This is a genomic window from Gottfriedia sp. OAE603, assembly GCF_040543965.1.
GTDB classification, from domain to species: domain Bacteria; phylum Bacillota; class Bacilli; order Bacillales; family Bacillaceae_G; genus Gottfriedia; species Gottfriedia solisilvae.
Genome location: NZ_JBEUNN010000001.1, coordinates 1,530,309 through 1,554,982, shown reverse-complemented (window position 1 = coordinate 1,554,982; position 24,674 = coordinate 1,530,309). Strand labels below are relative to the sequence as shown.

The following is a 24,674-nucleotide window of genomic DNA, read 5'->3' as shown; positions in this document are numbered from 1 at the left end:
TTTAGAGCAGTCCTTTCGTGGAAGGTAATTTAGTAGAATTGACTTCAATTGCCTGTTTAACCGCTCTGCCAAAAGCTTTAAATAATGCCTCGATTTTATGATGGTCGTTATCCCCATATAAAACTTCCATATGGCAATTCATTTTAGCTTCTGAACTTAGTGCTTTAAAAAATTCTTTCATATTTTGAGTATCCATTGTCCCGACTCTCTCTCGCTCTAATCGGGCATTGTAAACAAGATAGGGTCTCCCACTAAAATCGATCACTACTCTTGCTAAAGTTTCATCCATTGGGATATAGCTAGATCCATAACGATTAATCCCAATTTTCTCACCAAGTGACTCCAACAATGCTTTCCCGATTGTAATCCCTACATCCTCTGTTGTATGGTGATCATCGACGTCTAGGTCTCCAACACAATTAAGTTCCATATCGACCCCGCTGTGAAAGCAAAATAACGTCAACATATGATCTAAAAAACCAATTCCAGTATAAATATTACTATTACCGTCTCCGTCCAAATTCAATTTTAAATATATATTCGTCTCTTTTGTTTGTCTTGAAATATTAGCTATTCTCAATTTCATTCCTCCTCAAAACGGATACTGATTGCTTTTTTATGTCCATATAATCCTTCTTCATTTGCAATTGTCTCAATATAATTTCTAGCATCTTTTAGTGCTTCCTTACTGTAATGAACAACTGATGTTTTCTTTTGGAAGTCATTAACCGACAATGGTGACGTAAATCTAGCTGTTCCACTTGTAGGCAATGTATGATTCGTTCCCGCATAATAATCACCTACAGGTTCTGGTGTATACTCTCCTACAAAAATTGCCCCAGCATTTTTAATCTTTGTCACATATTCTTCTGAATTCTTAAGTAAAATTTCAACGTGCTCTGGTGAAATTTTATTTACAAGTTTGAGCCCTTCTTCTATTGAATTGACTTTTATGATCGCCCCATAGTTTTCAAAGGCTTTTTGAATGATTTCTTTACGTGGTTGTTCTTCTATTAAGTCATATGATGCTTGTTGGATTTTCTCAGCTAATTCATTTGACGTAGTAATCACAATACTTGATGCCATTTCATCATGCTCAGCTTGCGCCATTAAATCTGCAGCGATAAATCTTTCATTTGCATGTTCATCTGCTAAAATAACCACTTCAGTAGGACCAGCAACCATATCAATACCAACAATTCCAGAAACATTTTTCTTAGCCAAAGCTACATATAAGTTTCCAGGACCGACAATTTTATCGACTTTTTGAATCATTTCAGTCCCATAGGCTAGTGCTCCAATTGCATGAGCACCACCTATTTTTAATACTTTTGAAACCCCAGCTAATTTCGCTGCAACTAGAATTGAACTTTTAATTTTACCTTCTTTATTTGGAGGCGTTACAATGACGATTTCATTTACTCCAGCAATTTTTGCAGGGATCGCGTTCATTAGAACGGTTGAAGGATACGCTGCTTTACCTCCTGGGATATAAATTCCTACTCTTTCAATTGGATTAATAATTTGTTGAATTGATGATATTTCATTTTCGATTTTGTAACCTGTTTGTAATTGTTTTTCGTGGTACCGTTCTATATTTTCTTTTGCAGCAAGTAGTGCTTCCATTAATTCATCATTTATCTCATTCAATGCTTGTGATATTTCTTCCTCAGATACTTCAAAAGTTTCTAAGTTTACTTCATCAAACATGATGGAATATTTACGAATTGCAGCATCTCCGTTTTCTTTCACATCTGAAAGAATTTCTTCAACTCTTTTTTCAATCTGAGCCGTTGGAAGAACCGTTCTATGTAGAATTTGATTAAGCTTTTCGCTTTTTTGTTCAATTGATAGAATTTCCAGCATACACCATCTTCCCTTTCTTCACTTCGTCTAAAAATTGTTGTATCCGATCATGTTGAAATCGATAACTAACTCGATTTGAGATAACTCTAGCACTGATTGTCATCATTTCCTCTAAGATGACTAAACCATTTGCTTTTAAAGTACTACCTGTTTCAACTAAATCTACAATGATGTCAGATAGACCAACGATTGGTGCAAGCTCAACTGAACCATTTAAATAGATTAATTCTATTTTTTGACGATCTCGAAAATAATTTGTCGTGATATTTGGATATTTTGTCGCAATCCTTAATGGTTCTTCACCCTTATCAATCAAAGTGTTTGGAAACCCTGCTGCAGCAAATATACATTTACCGAATTCTAAATCCATCAGTTCATAAACGTCCTTTTCTTGTTCTAATAAAACATCTTTTCCAACGAATCCTAAATCAGCAACACCACTTTCAACGTAAGTAGCCACGTCTACTGGCTTGACGACCAAGTATCTAGTTCGATTTATATCATCTTCAAAAATTAATTTTCTTGAGTCGGAATCAATTACATTGCCAAGTCCAGCTTGAGCTAGTATCTTTTTTACTTCGTCTTCCAATCTCCCCTTTGCAACCGCAATGATGAGCCATTTCATTTGTATGCCACCTCCTGACATTCTATCCAAGCATTCGTATCAATCGAAAATCCAATTGCATCCATCGTTTTTTCCGAATCTTCAGAAATCACTTTGTAGCGTCCGCCCCTTAATACCTCTTTATTTAGTCGATCATAATATCCTTTAAACACAATTCCATCATAATAATCAAGTTCATTTATTATCGAAAAATCAACATGTATATTTGGACTTATTTCTTGTAATCGTAAAATTTTATGTACTGCTTCATTCATTTGCTTGTTTAAAATACAACTGGTTAGCAACGAACTTATTTCTTTCCCCTTTCCTTGTAAATTAAATAATTCGTTTAGGACACGCTTTACTTCTTTTGGAAGAATTGTTTTTTCAGACCATATTTTTAATTCATCTGAATTTTTCAAGTAAATAAGTCGTTTGACTAAGTTTTTTTGTTCTTTTGAAAGATCACATTCATTAAATAATCCTTCTAAAAACCCTGTATGCCCTATTTCCAAAATAAAAGGTTGTTTACTTAATAAATCTATTGCCATTACAATGATTTCAATTTCAGTAGAATCATTTATTTCACCAAAATTCTCTATTCCAAATTGATTGATCTCTTTGATCCCTTCTTCATTGTTTCTATAAACGATTGATTGATAAAAAATCTTACATTTTTCTTCTTTTAAGGCGATCGGATATATTTCTTTCATTAATGCACTCGTAATATCTGGTCTTAATAAAAGAATTTGCTGTTTGCCTGAAAGTAAAACGACTAGTTCTTCACGTGGTAGTCGCGGATTCTGAATGGCAAAATGTTCAAATTCCTCGAAGACTTGAGGTTCGAAAGGTATATATCCACGATCTATAACGTAATCTTCCATTTTTCGCTTATACTCGTAGCTTTTCAAAGCTTGTAATAATTTCCCATTCACTTTCTCACTACCCCTTTCCGGAAAAATAAAAAGGCCATACAGGTTAATGCCTGCATGGCCTTCTGGCACGACACAAGCACCTTTTTCGTAACACGAAGAGGGCTTGTATCTACGGTCAATTTTTGTCCATAGATTCAAACCCTGGGTGGATGATGATGTTGTAACCCATTTATCGTGCGTGCGAAAAACATAGTTATGTCTCCTTCTTGTTATCATTTTTTTAAATATTAAAGAATTATGTTTGGATTGTCAATCCTTTTCATTTTATTTTATTAAATATTTAAAAAACTACCTTTTGCCTATTTCTCAAATCAAGAGATCAAAAACCGTTTAAATTAAAGGGATTCAAGACAAGAATCACGAACTCTTTTTATTGAGAAAATTTTCCAATCGGAGGAATTATATGATGACTACAACTGAAAGAGTATTCATAAAAAATGAACCCATGTTTTTCATTGGTGACTTTGTTACAACAACAAATCAAATTGAAATGAGTGAAAATGCTTTAATCCCTAAACAGTGGGAAAAATTTTATTCAAATCAATTAGCAAACCAAATTCAAAGTAAAAAAGAACGCAACCATTCTAGCACTCTACACAAATTATGAAACTGATGAAAATGGTTTATATTCTTTTGCCATTGGAGCAGAAGTAAGTAATATTGAACAGATTCCTGATGGAATGAAAAATTATACGATTGAACCTAATCAATATATTGTATTTACCACAAGAAAAGGACCCGTTCAAGAAGTGGTCGTCGAAGCTTGGCAACATATATGGGAATGGTCCAAAACAAATAAAAGAGCATTTACAACGGACTTTGAATTATATGATGAACGTTCAATTGATCCGAATAATAGTCAAGTTGATATATATATATCTATAAAATAATTCAGTTTAGTAAGAAGGACTCAAAAAAATATAGTTGTATATGTGGTCATTTGAGTTACAAAAAAGGATAGAAATGCAGATAACACTCCTGCATTCCTATCCTTTTTTTCAATATTATTATTCTATTATGATAAAACCCTGAAATTTTTTGTATTCATTTCTGAATCTAAGTAAAATGATGTTGAATTTTTAATGCCACCATTTTCTTGTGGTTTTGTTGGTTTTGTTGGGTTTGTAGGTACAGTAGGTTTATTTGGATCTGTAGTCTCTGGCGTTATCGGATCACCATTATCATCCTCATTTCCATCGTCAGTACCATTTCCATTATCTATACCATCATTATCATCTTCTGTGTCGTCATTATCCCCACTACCATTGTCATCACCAGTTTGAGTGTCATCATCTGTTGGGGTAGTTGGTTCTACTGCCGATGTTAAATCTACAGTAATTGTTACAGGATTACTCTTTCCTTCTTCACTAGTTGCAACTATTTTAATTTTTACAATATCTCCTGGCACAATTCCAGAAATGGTTGCTGTAGTTCCTTGAACTTTTTGCGTTTGTCCTGCAACTTTATTTGCTTCATAACTTACTTCAAATGTAGTTGATGGTAATAAGTCTGATGGATATTGCCAATTCAATAAAATATTTCCTGTTGTTTCATCAAATTTTGAAGTAACTTTTTGTGCTGGTTCCAATAATTCATCTTTAGGAACCTCATCCATTTTTTCACCTTTAATAAACAATTCATCACGAATTTCCACTACTGAATCTGGCTTTTGGAATTTTGAAGATGAATTTGCTGTTTCTTGTAACATATCTTTTGCGATATATTTGGCAATTTTTACAGAACTTTGTCCTAAGTAATGGTCTTTTTTATTTTTTTCATAGCCCGTCCAAACAGACACTGTTACATCTGGCGTATAGCCAACAAACCAACTATCTCGTGTAGCATTTGATGGAAAACCATATTTAGCTTTTACATCATCTGGATAATTTGTTGTACCTGTTTTTCCGACCATATCAAGCCCAGGAATATTTGCCAAACCACCTGTTCCACTTGGCGATTTAACAACATCTCTAAGCATATCTGTAATCATATATGCAGTGTAATCACTCATAGCCTGCTTTGGTTCTGGTGTTAACACTTTTTCTGTTTTATCTTGATAAATGATTCTTGTTACTGCATGTGGTTTGATATACACTCCACCATTACCAAATGCAGCGTAAGCTCCAGCCATTTCCATTGCGGACACACCAGTAAATCCACCGATTGAATGAGACTCGTAAAATGTATCTTTTTCGAAATTAAAACCAAGCCCATTACCAAATTCACGTGAACGATCTAAGCCAACTTCTTGAATTGTTTTTAAAGCCGGTATATTCCTTGATCTTGTAAGAGCCTCACGGATTGATATTTGCCCTTTGTAATTTTTGTCAGAGTTTCTAATTGGTGTTCCATCAGAATATTGATAAGGCTCATCAACAATTTGGTGATTTGTTGACCATTTTAAATTTTGAATTGCTGGTCCATAATCTAAAACTGGTTTGATCGTAGACCCAGGTTGTCTTTTTATATCTGTTGAAAAATTTAAACCACCTGATGTTGTATTTCTACCAGCTCCAACTGCCTTGATTTCCCCTGTCTTCGTATCAGTTAATACAAATCCTGTTTGAAACTCATCACTTGGATAAAATTCTTTTCCGCGATTAATGATTTCATCAGCCTTATCTTGGGCCTTAGTATCTAGCGTCGTTTCAATTATTAATCCGTCTGTATAAACATTTGCATCTCCATTTTTTTCTACTTCATCAATGACAACGTCTAAAAATGAATGATACTTTACACTTTCATCTTCTTGGACTTTGATTAACTTCTCCATAGGAATCGCTTTTGATTGTGTAAATTGATCCTCTGTAATATATCCGTATTTCTTCATTTGGCTAAGAACAATATTTCTTCTATTTTCAGATGCCTTAGGATGCTTAGCAGGATTAAAGTTATTTGGACTTTGTACCATCCCTGCTAAAGTTGCTGCCTCAGGTAATGTAATTTCTGATAAGTCCTTACTAAAATATCGTTCACTTGCTTTTGCAATTCCATATACACCTTGACCTTTTAAACCGTTTGAAAAATAAACCTTATTTAAATACAGTTCCAAAATTTGATGTTTTGAATATTTTTGTTCTAATTGGAATGCTAAATACCATTCTTGTACCTTACGTTTGATCGTTTTTTCTGGTGATAAAAATGAATTTTTTACGACCTGTTGGGTAATGGTACTACCACCTTGAGAACCAAACCCGCCAGTAATGTTTGCTAAAACAGCACCAACGACACGGCGAGTGTCTACACCTTTATGCTTATAAAAACGTATATCTTCTGTCGCAAGAAACGCATCTTCTACAACTTTAGGAATCTCACTATAAGAAACTTTCGTACGACGCTCTTTTCCTAATTCAGCAATTACATTTCCATCTTTATCTAATATAGTTGATGATAAAGGAACTTGAAGCTTCTTTGTATCTAATTTAGGTGCATCACTAATTAAGTAGTAAAATGTACCAACAACGCCTAATAAGCCTACTAAACCACATGTTAAAATGATGAGGATTATTTTCTTTAATAAACCTTCTCGTTTTTTAGGAGTTCCTTTTGAAGGCTTTTCCATTCGTTTACGTTCTTCTCGTGAACGATACTCTTTTGCCATCTTTTTTTCCTACCTTTCAAAACTTATAAAAAATATTTTCATAGTTACTTATTGTTTTCTATACAAATGCTTTTTTAGAAATCTTCTTTTCAATTTGAACTCAATTTAAAACACGAATCACCATCTTTTCTCCTTTTATTCTATTAGTCAGATCTCAGGATCGTAAAAACGATTTACTCTACTAATATACTAATGGATTTTTTTCCCATCATAAATAATACTACAAAGATAGAATAATACCCTTTTTTGTAATAATTTGGAATATTATAAGTCTTTATGTTTTGTACGTATATTTCATACCCAATTAACGTTCAAAAGGAGCTGCAATCGCAACTCCACACCACTTGTTCAGTAATATTTACTTAATTTAGTCTTTTAAAAAATTTAACAATTGACATTAAAATTGCCAAAAGAAAAACAATTATACTATTGATCATTAAACAATAACCAACGACATTTAATCCGAAGAAAAATGCGAAGCCATCTTGAATAATCATCACAGCGATGATTCCTTCAACAATCGCTAAAATACATGCAAGAACAAAGATGATCAATGCTGCTAGGTATAGATTCTTTGATTTTCTATAAATAAAAAATGCAATTAAATTTACGCATAGTATGTTTGCTAACAATATTAAAATGATTATTAAATTACTAGACATTTTATCCCTCCTAAATTAAACATTCTACTTTTGGTAAAATATTCCTTTAATAGTATCAATACTCCTTTCGTATCAAATTTTAATTAAAGAGGTGCCTGAAAAATAGAGAATGCGTTGATTTCCACTCCAGGATGCTCGCTTTCCGTGGGGCGTGCGCTGAGCTTCCTCGGCGCCAGCTGTCCCGCTACTCTCACAGGAGACGAGCACCTTCCGTTCGAATCATTTTGTGATATTGGGTGGACTCTAAGAAAAACTATCTTTATACTCCTAGCATTCATAAACACTTAAAAAGTGCAAATCTACTTTTTTCAATTTTTGTGATTGCACACCTGGATATCTTTTTTAATTTAGAAATCAATATAAATTGAATAAATCAAAATATACTTCTTAAAATACTGTCTATGAATTTTTAATTCGAATGTGAAGTTCTGTGTCTTATTATAGTTATAGTCAAAATAACAAAAAGACCAAATCATACTCGATTTGGTCTTCAAATTAATTATTAAATTATATTTTTGTTCTTTTAATCAACCTAATACATTATTGGTTTAGAGAAGTTGAGTTCTTATTTAATAGCAGACTTGTCTGTTAGGATCGCTTTTAAGTGTAAAATTAATCCTTCATTTTCCGCTGCAGTTCCAATTGTAATGCGGATTCCGTTCGGGAATGCGCGAATAATATATCCTTTTGATTCTAGTTGAGTAAAGATTTCTTGGCTATTTGAAACTGGGATGTAGATAAAGTTAGCTTGAGATGGATAGTATTCAATGCCATATGCATCAAAAAATGCAGTATATTGCTCCATACCTTTTTTGTTTTGCTGTACGCAATTTTGAATGAATACTTGATCCTCTAATGAAGCTATTGCTGCAACTTGTGCAACCATAGAAGTGTTAAACGGTAATCTAGCAATATTAATTTCTTCGATTAGCTTACTATTTGCTACACCATATCCGATTCGGAAAGATGCTAGGCCGTATGCTTTTGAAAAAGTACGTAAGACAACTAAATTCTCATATTTATTTAATAATGAGATTGTTTTAGGATAATCTGAAGCAGATACATATTCAAAGTACGCTTCATCAACTACAACAAATGTTGATGATGGGACATTTTCTAAAAACGCTGTTAATTGGCGTGTATGAATGTATGTACCTGTTGGGTTATTTGGATTACAAATCCATACTATTTTCGTGTTTTGATCAACTTGTTCAAGCATTTCATCTAAATCATGTACGCCATTTACAAGTGGTACACTTCTAACTTCTGCTCCTTCAATTACTGCGTGATGTGAATATTGTGAGAAAGTTAAAGCAGCTTGTACAATATTATGTTCTTTTGTAAGTAAGGCTCTACTAATCATTTGAATGACTTCATCAGCACCGCTTCCGAAGATTAATTGATTAGGAGCTACTCCAAGAAAATTTGCTACTTTTTCACTTAAAACCTCTGTTGCACCATCAGGATAAATGGCAAATTTACTGACTACATTTCTTAATTCTTCAAATACTTTAGGAGAACAACCAAACGGATTTTCATTTGAAGCAAGTTTTACAACTTTATCGAGACCATATTCTCTCATGACTACTTCACTAGGTTTTCCTGGTTTATAAGCTTGAAGTGTCAAAATTTGTGGTTTCACATACATGCAAAAATCTCCTTTTCATATTCAAATTTTTTGTATAATGTTGCTAGTTTATCATATTCATATGTCGTTTATCTAGTTTTATTTGCTAGAGTTTTCTAAAAATTAGTTTTATATGTTATCTCTTCGGGAATCTTCTAGAAAGATGTAGATCCACCCTGCAGAGTTGGACGAGCTTGTTTTCGCCTTTCATTCGGTCTAGCTCCACAAGCTAGCTCTTCGGTAATATTCCATATTTCTTTGAAGTGGATAAACCACCACTTATTCAGATATATGGAGATATTCCCTTCAGAACTGGATGAGCTTGCTTTCGCTTTTCTAAATAAAAAGTAGAATCATAAGACTCTACTTTTCTATCCAACTACTCATATAAGCTGGATCCTCATAGGCATGAGCATCCTTCACGACATAAAGTGGTTTAAATGTATCAATCATAACTGCTAGTTCTAATGTTTCTTTTTTGCCAATACTTCCTTCAGTTTTTCCTGGATGAGGTCCATGTGGAATACCAGACGGATGAAGAGTGATTGATTCTTGTTCAATCCCTTTTCTACTCATAAAATTACCTTCTACATAGTAAAGTACTTCGTCGCTATTTACGTTACTATGGACATAAGGCGCAGGAATTGCTTCTGGATGGTAATCGTATAATCTTGGAACGAATGAGCAAACGACAAAATTATGTCCTTCAAATGTTTGATGGACAGGAGGTGGTTGGTGAATTCGACCAGTAATTGGTTCAAAATCCTCAATATTAAATGCCCATGGATATAAATAACCATCCCAACCAACTACATCAAATGGATGATGTGTTAATACATGTTTATATAAATTTCCTCTCGCTCTCGTTAATACTGTAAATTCACCTTTTTCATCAAATGTCTCTAAAGTTTCAGGTCCTCTAAAATCACGCTCACAAAATGGGCTATGCTCAAGCATTTGTCCATATTCATTACGATAGCGTCTTGGCGTTGTAAGTTGAGAGTTTGACTCAACAATTAATAATTTTGTATCCGAAGTTGGCACAAGCTTGTATATTGTCCCAATCGGAATCATTAAATAATCACCTTTTCGGTACCTAATTGTTCCAAACATCGTTTGAAGTTCACCAGTGCCGTAATGTACGAATAACATTTCATCACCTTCACCGTTGCGATAAAAATATTGGCTTTCTACCGTAACATTACAAACAGCGATTAATAGGTCTGAATTACCTAAAACATACATTCTTCCTTCTAATGCATCGCCAGTCTTCTCAATATTATTTGTTCTAATATGACGATGTTGTAAAGAGGATTGCTCTTCAAACTCGATATTAAGTGATTTGTAAAATGAAGTTTCACTTACTGATGTAGGCATATGGTGATGATACAAAATGGATTGAGTACCGGAAAATCCTTTTGTCCCCATTACCTGTTCTCTAAATAGTGTTCCATCTTCTTTTTTAAATTGAATATGCCTTTTTCTTGGTACTTTACCTAAAGTGCGATAATACAATATCTTCCCCTCACTTTCTAACGATATTTCTTAGCTTTCCTAAACCGGTGATATGAAGTTCTACCTCATCTCCATCTTCTAACCATCTATGCTTCTCTTCACCTAGCTCTAAAATGCACCCTGTACCAACTGTTCCTGATCCGATTACATCCCCAGGATATAAGGTGACATTTTTTGATGCATGTGAAATTAATTCTGAAAATGAGTAATAGATTGAAGAAAAATTACCACTAGAAATGACCTTTCCGTTTATTGTGGCAGTCATCTGCAAATCGTAGCTTTTATTCTTTCTATATTGTTCAATTTCATCTTTGGTTACAATCCATGGCCCAAGTGATGTTGCAAAATCCTTACCCTTAGATGGACCTAAACCGACCTTCATTTCATGTGCTTGAAGATCCCTAGCACTCCAGTCATTCATAATTGTGTATCCTAAAATATAATCATCTGCTTCTTCAACTGAGATATTACTTCCTGCTTTTTTGATAATACAAGCAATTTCTAGTTCATAATCCATTCGCTTACAATTAGAGGGAATAAATACACTATCCTCTGGTCCAATTACCGCTCTATGATTAGTGAAATAGAATACTGGTACTTCATACCATTCAGGAATCATCTCTAAACCTCGTCTACCTCGAGATGTTTTAACATGTTCCTCAAATGCATAAAAATCACGTATACTAGACGGCTTTGGAAGTGGTGATCGCAATTCAACAGAAGAAAGTGGAATTCCTGCTCCTGTTAATTCAGCAATATCATTTTTATATTCATCATAGTTTTCTAGAATAGATAGTAAATCGGATGGTATTTTGCCATTGCTTAATTTATTTATATCAAGCACCTGGTCATCTACTAATATTCCTGCTTTTTCTTTTCCTTCATATAAAAATGTAATAAATTTCATAATTCACCTTTTTCTCTCAATCGCAAATGTGTCTGTAATTGCTTTTGTATATGAGTGACCAGCCAAACGTCCAACTGGATTTAATTTTTCAGTATTGATTTTGCCATTTTCATATAATTCATCATTAATATGAACATTGACAACTTTACCAATTACTAAACTACCAGCACCTTTGTTTTCACCAAAATGTAATAACTCAAAAAGTTCACATTCTAGACCTACTAAACTTTCCTTCACTCTTGGAACATTCACAGTTATACCATCAATTTTTGTAAGTCCAACCATTTCGAATTCATCTACTCCATAAGCAAAATCAGTTGCAGCTTGATTTACTTGTTCGCAAATTTCTTCACTCACAATATTAATGATAAATTCTTTTGTGCTTTCGATATTCTTTAGTGTATCTTTTTTATCTCCATCTGTTCCTCTAATCATTGGAGCAAAGCAAACTAGCATTGGATCAGCACAAATTGCTGTAAAGAAACTAAAAGGTGCAACATTCGCTACACCTTCAGTATTCTTTGTTGACACAAAAGCAATTGGACGTGGTAAAACTGAACCAATTAATAGCTTATAAGCATCTTGCCATGGTAAAGTATCCGGTCTAATTTCCATTGTGACAACCCCTTATAGATTTCCTCGCATTGCTTGTTCACGCTCAATCGATTCAAATAAGGCTTTAAAGTTTCCATCACCGAAACCTTTAGCACCTTTACGTTGAATAATTTCAATAAATAATGTTGGGCGATCAACGATTGGACGAGTGAAAATTTGTAATAAGTAGCCTTCATCATCACGGTCTACTAAAATCTTTAATTCTCTTAGCTTTTCAATATCTTCATCAATTTTGCCTACGCGTTCTGTTAACATATCATAATATGAATCTGGCGTTTTTAAGAATTCAACACCTAATGCTCTTAGCTTTGTAACAGTATCAACAATGTCTTCAGTTAAAAGAGCTAAATGCTGAACACCAGGTCCATTGTTATAGTCTAAATACTCTTGAATTTGTGATTTGCGTTTGCCTTCAGCAGGCTCGTTAATTGGGAATTTGATACGGCTTCCATTTGTCATAACTTTAGACATTAGTGCAGAATATTCAGTACTGATATCATCATCGTCAAAATGAATCATTGATTGGAATCCCATTACATTTTCATAATAAGATACCCACTCTTCCATTTTTTCAACATTTCCAACAACGTGATCTACAGCAACTAAACCTGTTTCATTTACAGGGATTGTAAACGCACGATGCCTTAAATCCTGGTAAGAATACACCTTTATAGTCTTTTTTCTCAATTAATGTATGGATTGTATCGCCATAAGTACCGATTACAGCTTTTTTCACTGTACCATACTCATCACTAATTTCAGTTGGAGGTAAGATTTTAATAGCGCCTCTACTAACAGCACCTTGATACGCTTTTTCGATATCATCTACGATTAATGCGATATCTTTAACGCCATCACCGTGTTTTTTTACAAATTCAGCAATTTTTGAATCTTCTTTTAAAGTTCCTGTAATCACAAGACGAATGCTACCTTGTTTTAAAACATAAGAAACTTTGTCACGTACTTTTGTTTCTAATCCTGAATAAGCGATTGGTGTAAATCCAAAAGTGTTCGCAAAAAAATAAGCTGTTTGTTTAGCATTACCCACATACATTTCTAAATGATGCACTTCTTGAACCGGAAAAATATCATAGCTATTTTTTGCTTGTGTTAATTCATTTTGTTTCATTTTGATTTCCTCCTATAAATTACGATTTTTGTGAAGAAAAAAACTATGTACAAACCTTAAGTAAACGCTTACAAAACAAATAAACTACATAAAAAAAACATATTCATTGTATGATTATTCAAAAGAGTATCATTTATGATGATATGGACATTCCTCCTTTTTCTAACAAACAACCTTTACTACTATATGAATATTTGAATCCGTCAATGATACATTTTATATTTTTTTATAGTAGCAACTAATACAAGAAGTTCTACATCTTTTTTGTAATTCCTTCAAAAAAAAATAAATTAAATGAAATTTCTGTCGTTTTATATTATTCAAAAATTTAACTTTGTTTACAATCTTTAAGCTACATTACTTTATTCTACTTCTTATTTAGTTCATAATATCAATTAGGAAATATATGTAAGTACCTGAAGGAAATGGAGTGAAATAAACATGTTTATTATTCACGGTAGTTCTAGAGAAAATGGAAATACAGAGCAACTAACAAAAATGATTACAGAGGGTATTTCAGTCTCGGAGGTTCAATTACGAACAAAAAACATAAGACCAATCAATGATCAAAGACATGCGGAATTAGGTTTTCAACCTGTTGATGATGACTATGAGCAAATTAGTAAGGAAATGCTCGAACATGATACTATTATCTTTTCGACTCCTTTATATTGGTATGGCATGAGTGGACATATGAAAAATTTTATTGATCGCTGGTCTCAAAGCTTAAGAGATAAAGAATTACATTTTGCAAAAAAAATGAAAACAAAAAAAATGTATGTCGTCATCGTTGGTGGAGATAATCCAAGTTTAAAAGCATTACCGCTCATTTTACAGTTTAAGCATATTTTTGAGTTTGTAGGTGCATCATTTGAGGGATATATTATCGGAAAAGCAAATTCTCCTGGTGATATTAGATTAGATTCAAACACGATTCAACAAGCAAACGCCCTAAATTTGAAGCTGAAAAATGAAAATTAAATTAGAAATACCCTTGCATAGTCGCAAGGGTATTTTTTTGTTATATAAGCGTATTGAAACTCACTTCTGGATGTTCGTTTTCTATGAGGTGTAAGATGAGGTAATTTCAATTAAAATGAAGTATGTTCCCACTCTAATTCGTTCATATGTTCTAAAACATAATCCGTGCACATTTTAGGATTTATTGTATCAACATGTGAAATAGCAATCGATGACATAGTCACAGCATATTTAACTGTATCAGCCATACTCATTTGATTCATATAGCCATATCCGATTCCAGCAACAAGTGCATCTCCTGCTCCTGTGACATTCACTACAGAAACTCCTTTGGCCTTTAAAATGCCTTCTTCTACACCATTATGATAATAGATTCCTTCCGCATCTAAACTAATAAATACATTTTTGACACCTTTTTGCCTAAAATATTCACCAGCTTTTCTAACATCAGAAATCGAAACAATTTCAAAACCACATAATACTTCCGCTTCATGTCGATTCGGTTTAACTGTATGAAAATATTGAATCGTATCCTTAATTTTGCAAGCCTTTGCAGCAGAGACTGGATCAAGAATAAACTTTGTTTCTTGATGAAATTCTGATAATAAAAATTGAAGTGTGCTTGGATTATCTGCATCGACTACCATATAGTCAGCACCACGAATAACGTCGGCTTTCGAAAGAATAAATTCTTTTGTAAAATTGTTAGTGATTGTTAAATCTACTACTGCGGAAACCATTTCGCCACTTTCATCTAAAATAGCTAAATAAGTTGGAGTAGCTTCTCCTTCAATGATTAAGCTTTCACTCATATCCATACTAATTTTTTTGGAATGTTCGATCATATTCATTCCATTCATATCGTTCCCAACGACTGAAATAAATTTTGTATTTAATCCGATTTTCGCCATATTTTCTGCAATATTTCTGCAAACGCCACCAAATGAAACTTTCACACTACCTGGGTTCGAATCATAAGGGCGATAATTTTTTTTGGTAAACCCGATAATATCACATATTGAAACCCCAAAAAACTAATATATAAGGGTTATTACTTTTGGTCATACCTTCATTCCTCTCACTTACATAAAAAATTAATAATATACATTATTTAAATATACCATAAAACACATTCATTTATTAATAGAAAATCTTGTTTTTACTAATAATTAATTCATTTAGCCCTTGACGTATACTATACATACAGATAAAATAAATTCTTGTTTGTTAAATTACGTGGTTCGTAACCCTCCCACGAAAAAGAACTAAGGAGAAATAATATGAAATTAAAAACGATTGCGATAAACGGCGTTTTTGCTGCTTTATATATTGCAGTTACCTTTTTTGTACAACCATTCGGATTTTCGAATATACAATTCCGTCTTTCAGAAATATTTAACCACCTAATTGTATTTAATAAAAAATATTTCATAGGAATTGTGGTAGGCGTTATTCTTGCCAACTTTTTCTATTCACCAATAGTTGCTTATGATTTAATCTTTGGAGTCGGACAAACTGTTATTTCATTGTTCATTACAATCATCACTTCAAAATTGATCAAAGGCATCATTCCACGTATGATCGTGAATACAATCATCTTTACCGCTTCAATGTTCCTAATTGCGATTGAACTAAAATTAGCATATGGATTACCTTTCCCACTCACATATTTAACAACTGCTGTTGGAGAATTTGTTGTCATGGTAATCGGTATTCCTATTATGTATTACTTAAATAAACGTGTTAATTTTGAAAAACTAATTTAACATATAAAAAGAGTTGCCAATTCAGATAGGCAACTCTTTTTTGTATGTATCTTTTATAATGAATAATGTTATTTGTCTTCTCTTAATATATAATCATTTCCGTCTTGATCATAAAATGAAAACATCGTTCCAAATGGCATTCTTAACATTTCGTCAACTTTTACACCATTGTCTTGCATTTGTTTATAAGCTGATTCAACATCACTCGTACTGAATAAAACAGATGGATGTGCTACCTTTTCCGGTTTATGTTGTTCCATTGATGATTTTGAATATAAAACTAATGTTGTAAATTCACTTTCACTTGGACCAACTTCAATCCACTTAGCATTTGGACCCATTGGCATCTCATATTTTAATACGAAGCCAACTTTATTTATCCAAAAATCCTTCGCTGCTTCTTGATCTTGTACATATAATGTAACTTTACCAATTTTATTAATCATTTAAAATGTACCCCTCTATTTAAAAATAGTCTGACAAAATTTAGTATATCAAACAGGTTTTGACAAAACAATGATGCATGGAAATAATGTAGATATTAAATATGCAAATAGAAATGATGCTTCCTTACTCAAGTTATTTATAAAAAAAAACGACTCAATATCTTGAGTCGTTTTACATTACGCGCTTAAACATTTTTTCAAGCTCATACGAACTAAAATGAATAACAATTGGTCTGCCATGTGGGCAAGTAAAAGGATTTGTTGATTTTCTTAGTGTTTCTAGCAATCTAAATATTTCATCATTCGTGATAAATTGATTCGCCTTAATTGAAGCTTTACAACTCATCATGATTGCTTTTTCTTCACGAAGTTTTTTAATATTAATTGTCCCGCGTTTTAATAACTCTTGGATCATCTCATCAATTAATGTTTCTTCTTGTCCTTGTGGAAACCAATTTGGATGTTCTCTAATTACATAGCTATTGCTACCAAATTTCTCAATAAACAAACCAACTTCTCTTAGTTCTTCAGTATATTGATCTAACAGAATTGCTTGTTCCGGAGAGACATCGAATGTAATTGGGATTAATAAGGTTTGTAATTCCGCTGCAATTTCACCAATTTTTTCTTTAAAATATTCATAATAAATTCGTTCCTGTGCAGCATGTTGATCAACCAAATACAATCCATTTTCATTTTGAGCAACAATATACGTACCATGCATTTGTCCGATTGGATAAAGAGGTGGTAATTGATCAATCTGTTGTACTTCTTCTATCTCAAGTTCATTACTAATGAAGACAGTTGTTTCCTCAGTTTTACTTTGTATCTCATCACTTTTAAGTTCACCATTATCGTTTTCATTCGAATAAAACGATTGAAAATATTGGCTTTCATAATCAGCCTGACTTTCTGATTCAATGAAATCATTTGTGTCAGGACTACTTGATGATTCCTCAAATATCTTTTCTGATTGCTGGTTAGAACGTTTCATAGAATCATTTTGTAATGAAAACGGCATGCTCTTTTCTACATCATCTTTCGTAGTATGTTCAAAAGCAAATGTAGATTGTTCACTTAAAACCTTTTCTTTGGGTGCTGATCTTGTTATTTCTGGAATTAACGATCTACTTCTAAATACTTTTTGGATACTTTCTCTGATTAAAGTATATAATTGCTCTTCCTTACTAAAGCGTACTTCTTGCTTTGTAGGATGGACGTTTACATCTACTAATTGAGGATCCATTTTAATAAAAAGTGCGACAATAGGAAATCTACCAATTGGAAGTAATGTATGATACCCTTCAGAAATTGCTTTATTAACACCATAATGTTTAACATATCGACCATTTACATAGATTGATAAATAGTTTCTTGAAGCTCGAGTATATTCAGGCATCGATAAGTAACCATCTACTTGAAAATCTAATGATTCCGCTTCAAAGTGAACCATGTTCTTAGCAATTTGCAGTCCGTATAATGATGCTAGGATTTGCTTTGCATCTCCATTCCCATTACTTCTAAACATGTATTTATCATTATGTTTTAAATCAATTGCAATAGCTGGATTAGCTAGTGCAAGTCTGTAAACCACATCAGTCACATTACTTAATTCAGTTTGGACTGTTCTCATATATTTCAAGCGAGCCGGTGTATTAAAAAATAAATTAGAAACATCTATACTTGTTCCTGTTGATTTAGCAATTTCTTTTTGGGATTGTAAAATGCCACCTTTCAGAACAGTTTCAATACCTGGACCATCAGTTGTTGATGTTTTAACAGTCACATAACTAACTGATGCAATACTAGGTAATGCTTCCCCACGAAATCCTAGTGTTCGAATTCGAAATAGGTCATTTTCATTTTTTATTTTACTGGTTGCATGACGTTCAAAAGCGAGAATGCTATCTTCTTTTGACATCCCTTCTCCATTATCACTAATGAAAATTCTAGAGAGTCCACCATCATTTATTTCTATTGAAATACGTGTACTTTTTGCATCAATTGAATTTTCAAGCAATTCCTTTACAACAGATGCAGGACGTTCAACAACTTCACCTGCTGCAATTTGATTGGCAAGGATTTCATCCAATTTTTTAATTTTAGACATACGTTTCCTCCTTTCCAAAAATAAAAAGAAAGGCCCCTTACGGCCTTACTATTATTTCTTTACTTCTTTTTGTAGTTCATATAATAAATTAAATGCTTCCATTGGATTCAATTCTAATAAATTTACCTTTTTCAACTGATCAATAACAGGATGATCTTTTTTCATTTCTTTCATTTTCGGTTTCTCTACATCAAAAAAGCTTAACTGTGCGTTGGAATCATCATTCAATTCCACAGGTGTTTGATCATTTTGATTAACTTCTCTCACTATTTCACTAGAAAGATTAGCTTGTTTTTTTGGTTCTTCTTTTATAATCGGTCTCTCATTTGATTCTAAGTCATTTAATAGCTCCTTAGCTCTAGAGATGACATCTTTAGGAAGGTTTGCAAGCTCTGCAACATGAATACCATAGCTTTGATCTGCAGCTCCTTCAAATATTTTATGAAGGAATAAGACTTTCCCATCTTGTTCTTTGGCAGCTACATGAATATTTTTTAAATGTACTAATTGTTCTGCTAATACAGTTAGTTCATGGTAATGTGTCGAGAATAAAGTTTTCGCACCAATATGATCATGAATATATTCAATCATCGATTGCGCTAATGCCATTCCATCATAAGTTGATGTACCTCTTCCAATCTCGTCAAATAATATTAAACTATTTTCAGTCGCATTTGTAATTGCAAAGTTGGCTTCTAGCATTTCAACCATAAATGTACTTTGACCTGAAATTAAGTCATCCGCTGCGCCAATACGTGTAAATATCTGATCAAAGATCGGTAACTTTGCAGACTCAACTGGTACAAAGCATCCAATTTGAGCCATGATACTAATGACTGCAACTTGCTTCATGTACGTACTTTTACCAGCCATGTTTGGCCCAGTGATTAATAATTGATGTGTTAATTCATCCAAGTTTGTATCATTTGGAATATATTCAGTATCGGATAAAACGCGTTCTACAACGGGATGGCGTCCATTTGTAACCATATATTCACGTTTAGTTGTAAATGTTGGTTTTACATATCCATATTTCTCACTAATGACTGAAAAACTTTGTAAAACATCTATTTGACTAATAACTTGTCCAAGTTTTTGTAGTCTTGTTAAATATTGCTTTACTTGCTCACGAATCGAGATAAATAATTCGTATTCTAAACCAATCATTTTCTCTTCTGCTTCAAGAATTAATGTTTCCTTTTCTTTTAATTCTTCTGTTATAAACCGTTCAGCATTGGCTAGTGTTTGCTTGCGCTCATATCGCCCTTCTGGTAGCTGCGACAGATTAGACCTTGTTACTTCTATAAAATAACCAAAAATACGATTATAGCCTATTTTAAGTGACTTTATTCCTGTAATGTCTCGCTCACGTTGTTCTAGCTCCATTAGCCAGTTTTTCCCATTTTTACTAATAAAACGATATTCATCAAGTGTTTTATGAAATTCATCTTTAATAATATTACCTTCTTTAATCGATAAAGGCGCATCTTCTACAATCGATGATTCTAAAAGCTCCTCTAGTTCATCACAAGTGTCAATTTGGTTTAGTAACGAATGAATTTCATCATGATCAATCATTTTTAGTGTTTCTTTGATCGCTGGAATATTTTGAAGTGAACGTTTTAGTTGTAATAAATCTCTCGCATTCACATTACCAAATGAAACCTTTCCAGCTAATCTTTCTAAATCATAAACACCTTTTAATAGTTCTTTGATATCTTCACGTACAAAGTAATTTTCATTAAATAGTTCAACAAGGGTTAAGCGTTTTTCTATTTGTTTAACATCTACCAACGGTCTTTGAATCCACTTTTTCAGTAAACGTCCACCCATTGCCGTTTTTGTTTCATCTAATAACCAATTCAATGATCCTTGTTTATTTTTAGAACGTTGCGTTTCAACTAATTCTAGATTTCTCATTGAATACATATCCATATTTAAAAAGTCATGTTGATGGATAACAATGATTGGTTGTAAGTGCGAAAGCGTACGTTTTTGCGTTTTTGATAAATAGTTTAATAATCTTGCAGTTGCTTTTTGAAGTTCAACTCGTTCAATTGTTTTGACTACATTTGTAAACTCTTCAGTTAACATATCATTTGTTTCAATCGACACCGTAATTGAAAAACTTTTTTCAAGAGTTTGAATGGCCTTCATTGAAAACTGATCAGCAACAACGACCTCTTTCGTACCAGTAGCAGCGATCTTTAATACCGCCTCATCTAATGACCCTTTTAATAACATTGCATTTCCTTCACCAGTCGTAAGGTCAATCCAAACTAACCCGTAAGATGTAGGTGTAAATTCCATCAACGAGGAAATATAATGATTTTGTTTTTCTTCAATTGTTCTTCCTTCCATTTGAGTGCCCGGTGTAATTAGTTGAACAACCTCACGGCGAACAACACCTTTTGCAACAGATGGATCTTCTACTTGCTCACAAATTGCTACTTTATATCCTTTTTCTACTAATTGTTCTATATAACCTGCTGCAGAGTGATATGGTACCCCACACATCGGTATTTTCTCTTCCGATCCACCTGCACGTCCAGTCAACGTAATTTCTAAAACTCTAGATGCTTTAATTGCATCTTCAAAAAACATTTCATAAAAATCACCAAGTCTAAAAAATAAAAAAGCATCTTGGTAATGTTTCTTTATATTTAAATATTGCTCTATCATAGGCGTATAAGTTGCCATACTATACTATCCTCTCCATCAAAACATTCTTTGCATATTATATCACATTTTGGCGAAGGCTTTTTGATAACTTACTCGCAAAAGTTAAATGTTTCTTTTATTTTGAACAATAAAAAAGCTAGGAAGTGTCACCTTCCTAGCCTTGTTTATTCTTCTTCGCCATCTAAAATAAAATCTGGATCTAAATCTTCAAATTCATCATCTAATTCATAGAAATCTTCACCGTCGTATGCACCATCTGGAGCTACGACAACAACCACTTTTGTTTCACCTACTACTTCAACTAATACCTCTTTTTCGACAGTAACGATAAAGCGATTGCCATTTGGTGAGATAACTGCATCTAAGCAATTTGGATGTTTTAATGACTTTGCAATTACTTCACAATCTTCTCCAGTATAATTATCATCTCTGTACTTTAATTTCACCAGTTCATGATACTTTACTGATTCTTGTACAACCTCTGTTCTCGTATTGTCACTATAGGAGTACCAAATATTGATATCATATTTACCTGATACCTCTACTCCTTCTTTTACTTTTTTAGCATCATATACATGATTAATAACCCAGCAGCCTAGTATACTTGATGGTGTGTGACTTGGTGTGATTGTATGAGTGCTTCTATTGTATTTCTTGCCCTTTCCTACGACTGCCTTCGTTATGATCTCTCTGTATTCAGACATAGGTGTGACCCTCCTCGTTCCATTTTCATTTCATTCTATGCGTGACATTAGCGGAATGTGTTAATGACATGAAAATTCTTTTATACAAGTTAAAAAAACATGTGATGATAAATTGTATGACGAGTGCCCAATAAAGTTGACTGTTTATTAAAGAAATTAAAAAATAATCATAAAAAATTATGATGATATCGCATCACGTCTATGTTTTAAACAGATTTTAAAATGTATTTTCGAAGAATTCACAAGAAAACTGTGAAGAAAAATAGTTTGACTATAAAGTCATCGTTTAGAATATGATTTTGAAATGTTAGAGGAGATTTTTCAAAGTGTATTCAATCAATTTAGTGAATATGAAATATAAATATAGTATTTGGACAAGAATTTTAACAAAAAAAGACACAACAGCAATTTCATTAGATTGCACGTTGTGTCTTTTTATTAATGACTGCAGCTATCTGTTGAGCAGCTTGAGCCAGCATTGCTTGCAATTTTTGAACCAGTTTCACCACTTAATAAGTTTCCACCAGTAGATTTAATAATTTCATCTGTTACACCGTTAGAAATTGTGTGTGCAATTAGTTGAAGTAAATCATTTACTTCTACTTGAGAAGATTGAAATTCTTGAACAATCGGAATTGATTCTAATTGTACATTAAGCTCTTCAAGCTCTTGTTCCACTTTTTTCAATGCTTCTTTCTTGCCCCAATGCTCAAGGTTTACTGCTTGTTTTTGTAATGATTTAATTTGTTCTATATGTGTTTTAACTGTTTGGCTTTCATTAATTTGAGCTTCAGCTCGTTTAAAAAAGTCTACTTCTTCTGTTTCAGAAATCATGACAGCTAATTCTTTAGCACGTGCAACGATATCTTCTTTTGTAAATTTTCCCATTATCTCACCTCTACTGGTTCTTCTACTGATTCTTCTACTAATTCACCGTCTAATGACCATGTTTTAGCATTTGTAACTTTAACTTTTACGATTTGACCAACAATTGATTTTGGACCTTTGAAATTAACAAGTTTATTGTAAGGAGAATAGCCTGCAAGTACATCAGGATTTTTCTTACTTTCACCTTCAACTAATACTTCAAGAATTTGACCTTCAAATCGTTTATTAAACTCATTTGCTTTTTGATTAACAACAGCATTTAAACGTTGTAAACGCTCTTTTTTTACATGCTCTGGTACATTATCAATCATTTTCGCAGCTGGAGTACCTTCACGCGGTGAATAAATAAACGTGAATGCTAAATCGAAACCTACTTCTTCATATAAAGTCATTGTTTCTTCAAATTGTTCATCAGTTTCATTTGGAAAACCTACAATGATATCTGTTGTAAACGAGATATTTGGCATTGCAGTTTTTAACTTTTTCACTAAACCAAGATAATGTTCACGATCATATTTACGTGACATTAATTTAAGTATTTCTGAACTACCTGATTGAACAGGTAAGTGAATATGTGGCATTAAATTGCCACCTTTAGCTAATACTTCAATTAAATGATCATCAAAATCCCGAGGATGACTTGTCGTAAAGCGAACACGGGGAATACCAATTTTACGGATTTCATCCATTAAATGGCCAAGTCCGTATTTCCCATCCTCAAGGTCTTTACCATATGCATTAACATTCTGCCCTAAAAGTGTTACTTCTTTGTAGCCTAAACGAGCAAGTTCGCGTACTTCATTAATAATATCTTCTGGTTTACGACTTCGCTCTTTACCGCGCGTATAAGGTACGATACAGTACGTACAGAACTTGTCACAACCATACATTATATTAACCCAAGCTTTTATTTCGCCACGACGAACTTTTGGAAGGTTCTCAATTACGTCCCCTTCTTTTGACCATACTTCAATAACCATTTCTTTACTAAACATAGCTTCTTGAATGATAAATGGTAGTCTATGAATATTGTGAGTACCAAAAACCATATCTATGAAAGAATGTTTTTGAAGAATACGATTTACTACAGCTTCCTCTTGTGACATACAGCCACAAATTCCGATTAATAAATCAGGTCTTTGAAGTTTAAGTGGTTTTAAGTGTCCAATCTCTCCAAATACTTTGTTTTCTGCATTTTCACGAATCGCACAAGTATTTAAAAGAATAATATCTGCATCTTCCACAGAAGTTGCTACTTCATATCCCATCGTTGTTAAGATTCCGGCCATAACTTCTGTATCATGCTCATTCATTTGACACCCGTAAGTACGAATTAAAAACTTTTTACCAGCACCTGAATTTCTCATTTCCTCTGGTATTTCAAAGCCTCTATCATACATTACTTCTTCCTTACCACGACGTTTTGCATCAGCTAAGGAAGGAGCTTGATAAACTTTTTCAAAGTACTTACTATAATCTTTATCAGTTTGATCTTTTGAATTATTTATATTAGTGCCTTGAAGGCGTTGTTGTTCATTCATTTAACAATCTCCTTTCATCGCAACATTACACATTACTCTAGTATATAACGTTATTCTACAATATACAATCTACGTGACGCAAAAAGAAAGGTCTA

At 33.0% G+C, this 24,674-nt stretch carries 19 protein-coding genes, 2 pseudogenes and 1 riboswitch; of the genes and pseudogenes, 3 read left to right on the top strand and 18 right to left on the bottom strand.

The features are described from left to right. Nucleotide 1: 1 nt before the first annotated feature. Genes hisB through ABID96_RS07670 form a run of 4 tightly spaced genes read right to left on the bottom strand, consistent with a single transcriptional unit; the run spans nucleotide 2 to nucleotide 3,405 of the window. Nucleotides 2–580, bottom strand: coding sequence for an imidazoleglycerol-phosphate dehydratase HisB (hisB, locus tag ABID96_RS07685; protein ID WP_192601497.1), 579 nt, complete (start codon nucleotides 578–580; stop codon nucleotides 2–4). A 2-nt stretch (nucleotides 581–582) separates the two neighbouring features. Then, nucleotides 583–1,863, bottom strand: a complete 1,281-nt coding sequence (gene hisD, locus ABID96_RS07680) for a histidinol dehydrogenase (protein WP_483301337.1) — start codon at nucleotides 1,861–1,863, stop codon at nucleotides 583–585. After that, nucleotides 1,844–2,491, bottom strand: coding sequence for an ATP phosphoribosyltransferase (gene hisG, locus ABID96_RS07675; RefSeq protein ID WP_192601495.1), 648 nt, complete (start codon nucleotides 2,489–2,491; stop codon nucleotides 1,844–1,846). Before hisG ends, hisD begins: the two co-directional genes overlap by 20 nt. Next, nucleotides 2,488–3,405 carry an ATP phosphoribosyltransferase regulatory subunit gene (locus tag ABID96_RS07670; RefSeq protein ID WP_192601494.1) on the bottom strand — a complete coding sequence of 306 codons (918 nt, stop codon included), beginning with the start codon at nucleotides 3,403–3,405 and terminating at the stop codon, nucleotides 2,488–2,490. Before ABID96_RS07670 ends, hisG begins: the two co-directional genes overlap by 4 nt. A gap of 406 nt (nucleotides 3,406–3,811) precedes the next feature. On the opposite strand from ABID96_RS07670, the pseudogene ABID96_RS07665 reads away from it, so the two are divergent. Then, nucleotides 3,812–4,295, top strand: a pseudogene (locus tag ABID96_RS07665) (GyrI-like domain-containing protein). Between the two features lie 125 nt (nucleotides 4,296–4,420). Here ABID96_RS07665 and ABID96_RS07660 read toward each other — a convergent pair. The 7 genes and pseudogenes from ABID96_RS07660 to hppD all read right to left on the bottom strand — a co-directional run bounded on the left by ABID96_RS07660 (nucleotide 4,421) and on the right by hppD (nucleotide 13,461). Beyond that, nucleotides 4,421–7,006, bottom strand: coding sequence for a transglycosylase domain-containing protein (locus ABID96_RS07660; protein WP_192601493.1), 2,586 nt, complete (start codon nucleotides 7,004–7,006; stop codon nucleotides 4,421–4,423). Between the two features lie 362 nt (nucleotides 7,007–7,368). Continuing rightward, on the bottom strand, nucleotides 7,369–7,668 hold the full coding sequence (locus ABID96_RS07655; RefSeq protein ID WP_192601492.1) for a 3-isopropylmalate dehydrogenase: 300 nt from the start codon (nucleotides 7,666–7,668) through the stop codon (nucleotides 7,369–7,371). A gap of 565 nt (nucleotides 7,669–8,233) precedes the next feature. Then, nucleotides 8,234–9,316, bottom strand: coding sequence for a histidinol-phosphate transaminase (gene hisC, locus ABID96_RS07650; RefSeq protein ID WP_192601491.1), 1,083 nt, complete (start codon nucleotides 9,314–9,316; stop codon nucleotides 8,234–8,236). A gap of 342 nt (nucleotides 9,317–9,658) precedes the next feature. After that, nucleotides 9,659–10,810, bottom strand: a complete 1,152-nt coding sequence (locus ABID96_RS07645) for a homogentisate 1,2-dioxygenase (RefSeq protein WP_192601490.1) — start codon at nucleotides 10,808–10,810, stop codon at nucleotides 9,659–9,661. Between the two features lie 10 nt (nucleotides 10,811–10,820). After that, nucleotides 10,821–11,717: a fumarylacetoacetate hydrolase family protein gene (locus tag ABID96_RS07640; RefSeq protein WP_192601489.1), complete on the bottom strand. Its 897-nt coding sequence runs from the start codon at nucleotides 11,715–11,717 to the stop codon at nucleotides 10,821–10,823. 3 nt (nucleotides 11,718–11,720) lie between these two features. Then, nucleotides 11,721–12,332, bottom strand: a complete 612-nt coding sequence (locus ABID96_RS07635; RefSeq protein WP_192601488.1) for a flavin reductase family protein — start codon at nucleotides 12,330–12,332, stop codon at nucleotides 11,721–11,723. Nucleotides 12,333–12,344: 12 nt separating this feature from the next. Next, nucleotides 12,345–13,461 (bottom strand): annotated as a pseudogene (hppD, locus tag ABID96_RS07630) (4-hydroxyphenylpyruvate dioxygenase). A 441-nt stretch (nucleotides 13,462–13,902) separates the two neighbouring features. Between hppD and ABID96_RS07625 the strand changes: the two are divergent. Further along, nucleotides 13,903–14,442: a flavodoxin family protein gene (locus tag ABID96_RS07625; RefSeq protein WP_192601486.1), complete on the top strand. Its 540-nt coding sequence runs from the start codon at nucleotides 13,903–13,905 to the stop codon at nucleotides 14,440–14,442. A 110-nt stretch (nucleotides 14,443–14,552) separates the two neighbouring features. On the opposite strand, the gene ABID96_RS07620 is transcribed toward ABID96_RS07625, so the two are convergent. After that, nucleotides 14,553–15,461 carry a carbohydrate kinase family protein gene (locus ABID96_RS07620; protein ID WP_377897043.1) on the bottom strand — a complete coding sequence of 303 codons (909 nt, stop codon included), beginning with the start codon at nucleotides 15,459–15,461 and terminating at the stop codon, nucleotides 14,553–14,555. A 211-nt stretch (nucleotides 15,462–15,672) separates the two neighbouring features. After that, nucleotides 15,673–15,717: riboswitch (PreQ1 riboswitch) on the top strand. Between the two features lie 5 nt (nucleotides 15,718–15,722). Here ABID96_RS07620 and ABID96_RS07615 point away from each other — a divergent pair. Then, nucleotides 15,723–16,208 (top strand): QueT transporter family protein, encoded by a 486-nt coding sequence (locus ABID96_RS07615; protein WP_192601484.1) that lies wholly within the window; start codon nucleotides 15,723–15,725, stop codon nucleotides 16,206–16,208. 68 nt (nucleotides 16,209–16,276) lie between these two features. Here the strand turns inward: ABID96_RS07615 and ABID96_RS07610 are convergent, their stop codons facing one another. The 6 genes from ABID96_RS07610 to miaB all read right to left on the bottom strand — a co-directional run bounded on the left by ABID96_RS07610 (nucleotide 16,277) and on the right by miaB (nucleotide 24,579). Further along, nucleotides 16,277–16,654 (bottom strand): VOC family protein, encoded by a 378-nt coding sequence (locus ABID96_RS07610; RefSeq protein WP_192601483.1) that lies wholly within the window; start codon nucleotides 16,652–16,654, stop codon nucleotides 16,277–16,279. Between the two features lie 172 nt (nucleotides 16,655–16,826). Next, nucleotides 16,827–18,764 (bottom strand): DNA mismatch repair endonuclease MutL, encoded by a 1,938-nt coding sequence (gene mutL, locus ABID96_RS07605; RefSeq protein ID WP_192601482.1) that lies wholly within the window; start codon nucleotides 18,762–18,764, stop codon nucleotides 16,827–16,829. A gap of 51 nt (nucleotides 18,765–18,815) precedes the next feature. Next, nucleotides 18,816–21,464 carry a DNA mismatch repair protein MutS gene (gene mutS / locus ABID96_RS07600; protein WP_192601481.1) on the bottom strand — a complete coding sequence of 883 codons (2,649 nt, stop codon included), beginning with the start codon at nucleotides 21,462–21,464 and terminating at the stop codon, nucleotides 18,816–18,818. A gap of 146 nt (nucleotides 21,465–21,610) precedes the next feature. Further along, nucleotides 21,611–22,150, bottom strand: coding sequence for an outer spore coat protein CotE (gene cotE, locus ABID96_RS07595; protein WP_192601480.1), 540 nt, complete (start codon nucleotides 22,148–22,150; stop codon nucleotides 21,611–21,613). A gap of 438 nt (nucleotides 22,151–22,588) precedes the next feature. Further along, on the bottom strand, nucleotides 22,589–23,038 hold the full coding sequence (locus tag ABID96_RS07590) for a YlbF/YmcA family competence regulator (RefSeq protein WP_192601479.1): 450 nt from the start codon (nucleotides 23,036–23,038) through the stop codon (nucleotides 22,589–22,591). Then, nucleotides 23,038–24,579, bottom strand: coding sequence for a tRNA (N6-isopentenyl adenosine(37)-C2)-methylthiotransferase MiaB (gene miaB / locus ABID96_RS07585; RefSeq protein WP_192601478.1), 1,542 nt, complete (start codon nucleotides 24,577–24,579; stop codon nucleotides 23,038–23,040). Before miaB ends, ABID96_RS07590 begins: the two co-directional genes overlap by 1 nt. Between the last annotated feature and the right edge of the window lie 95 nt (nucleotides 24,580–24,674).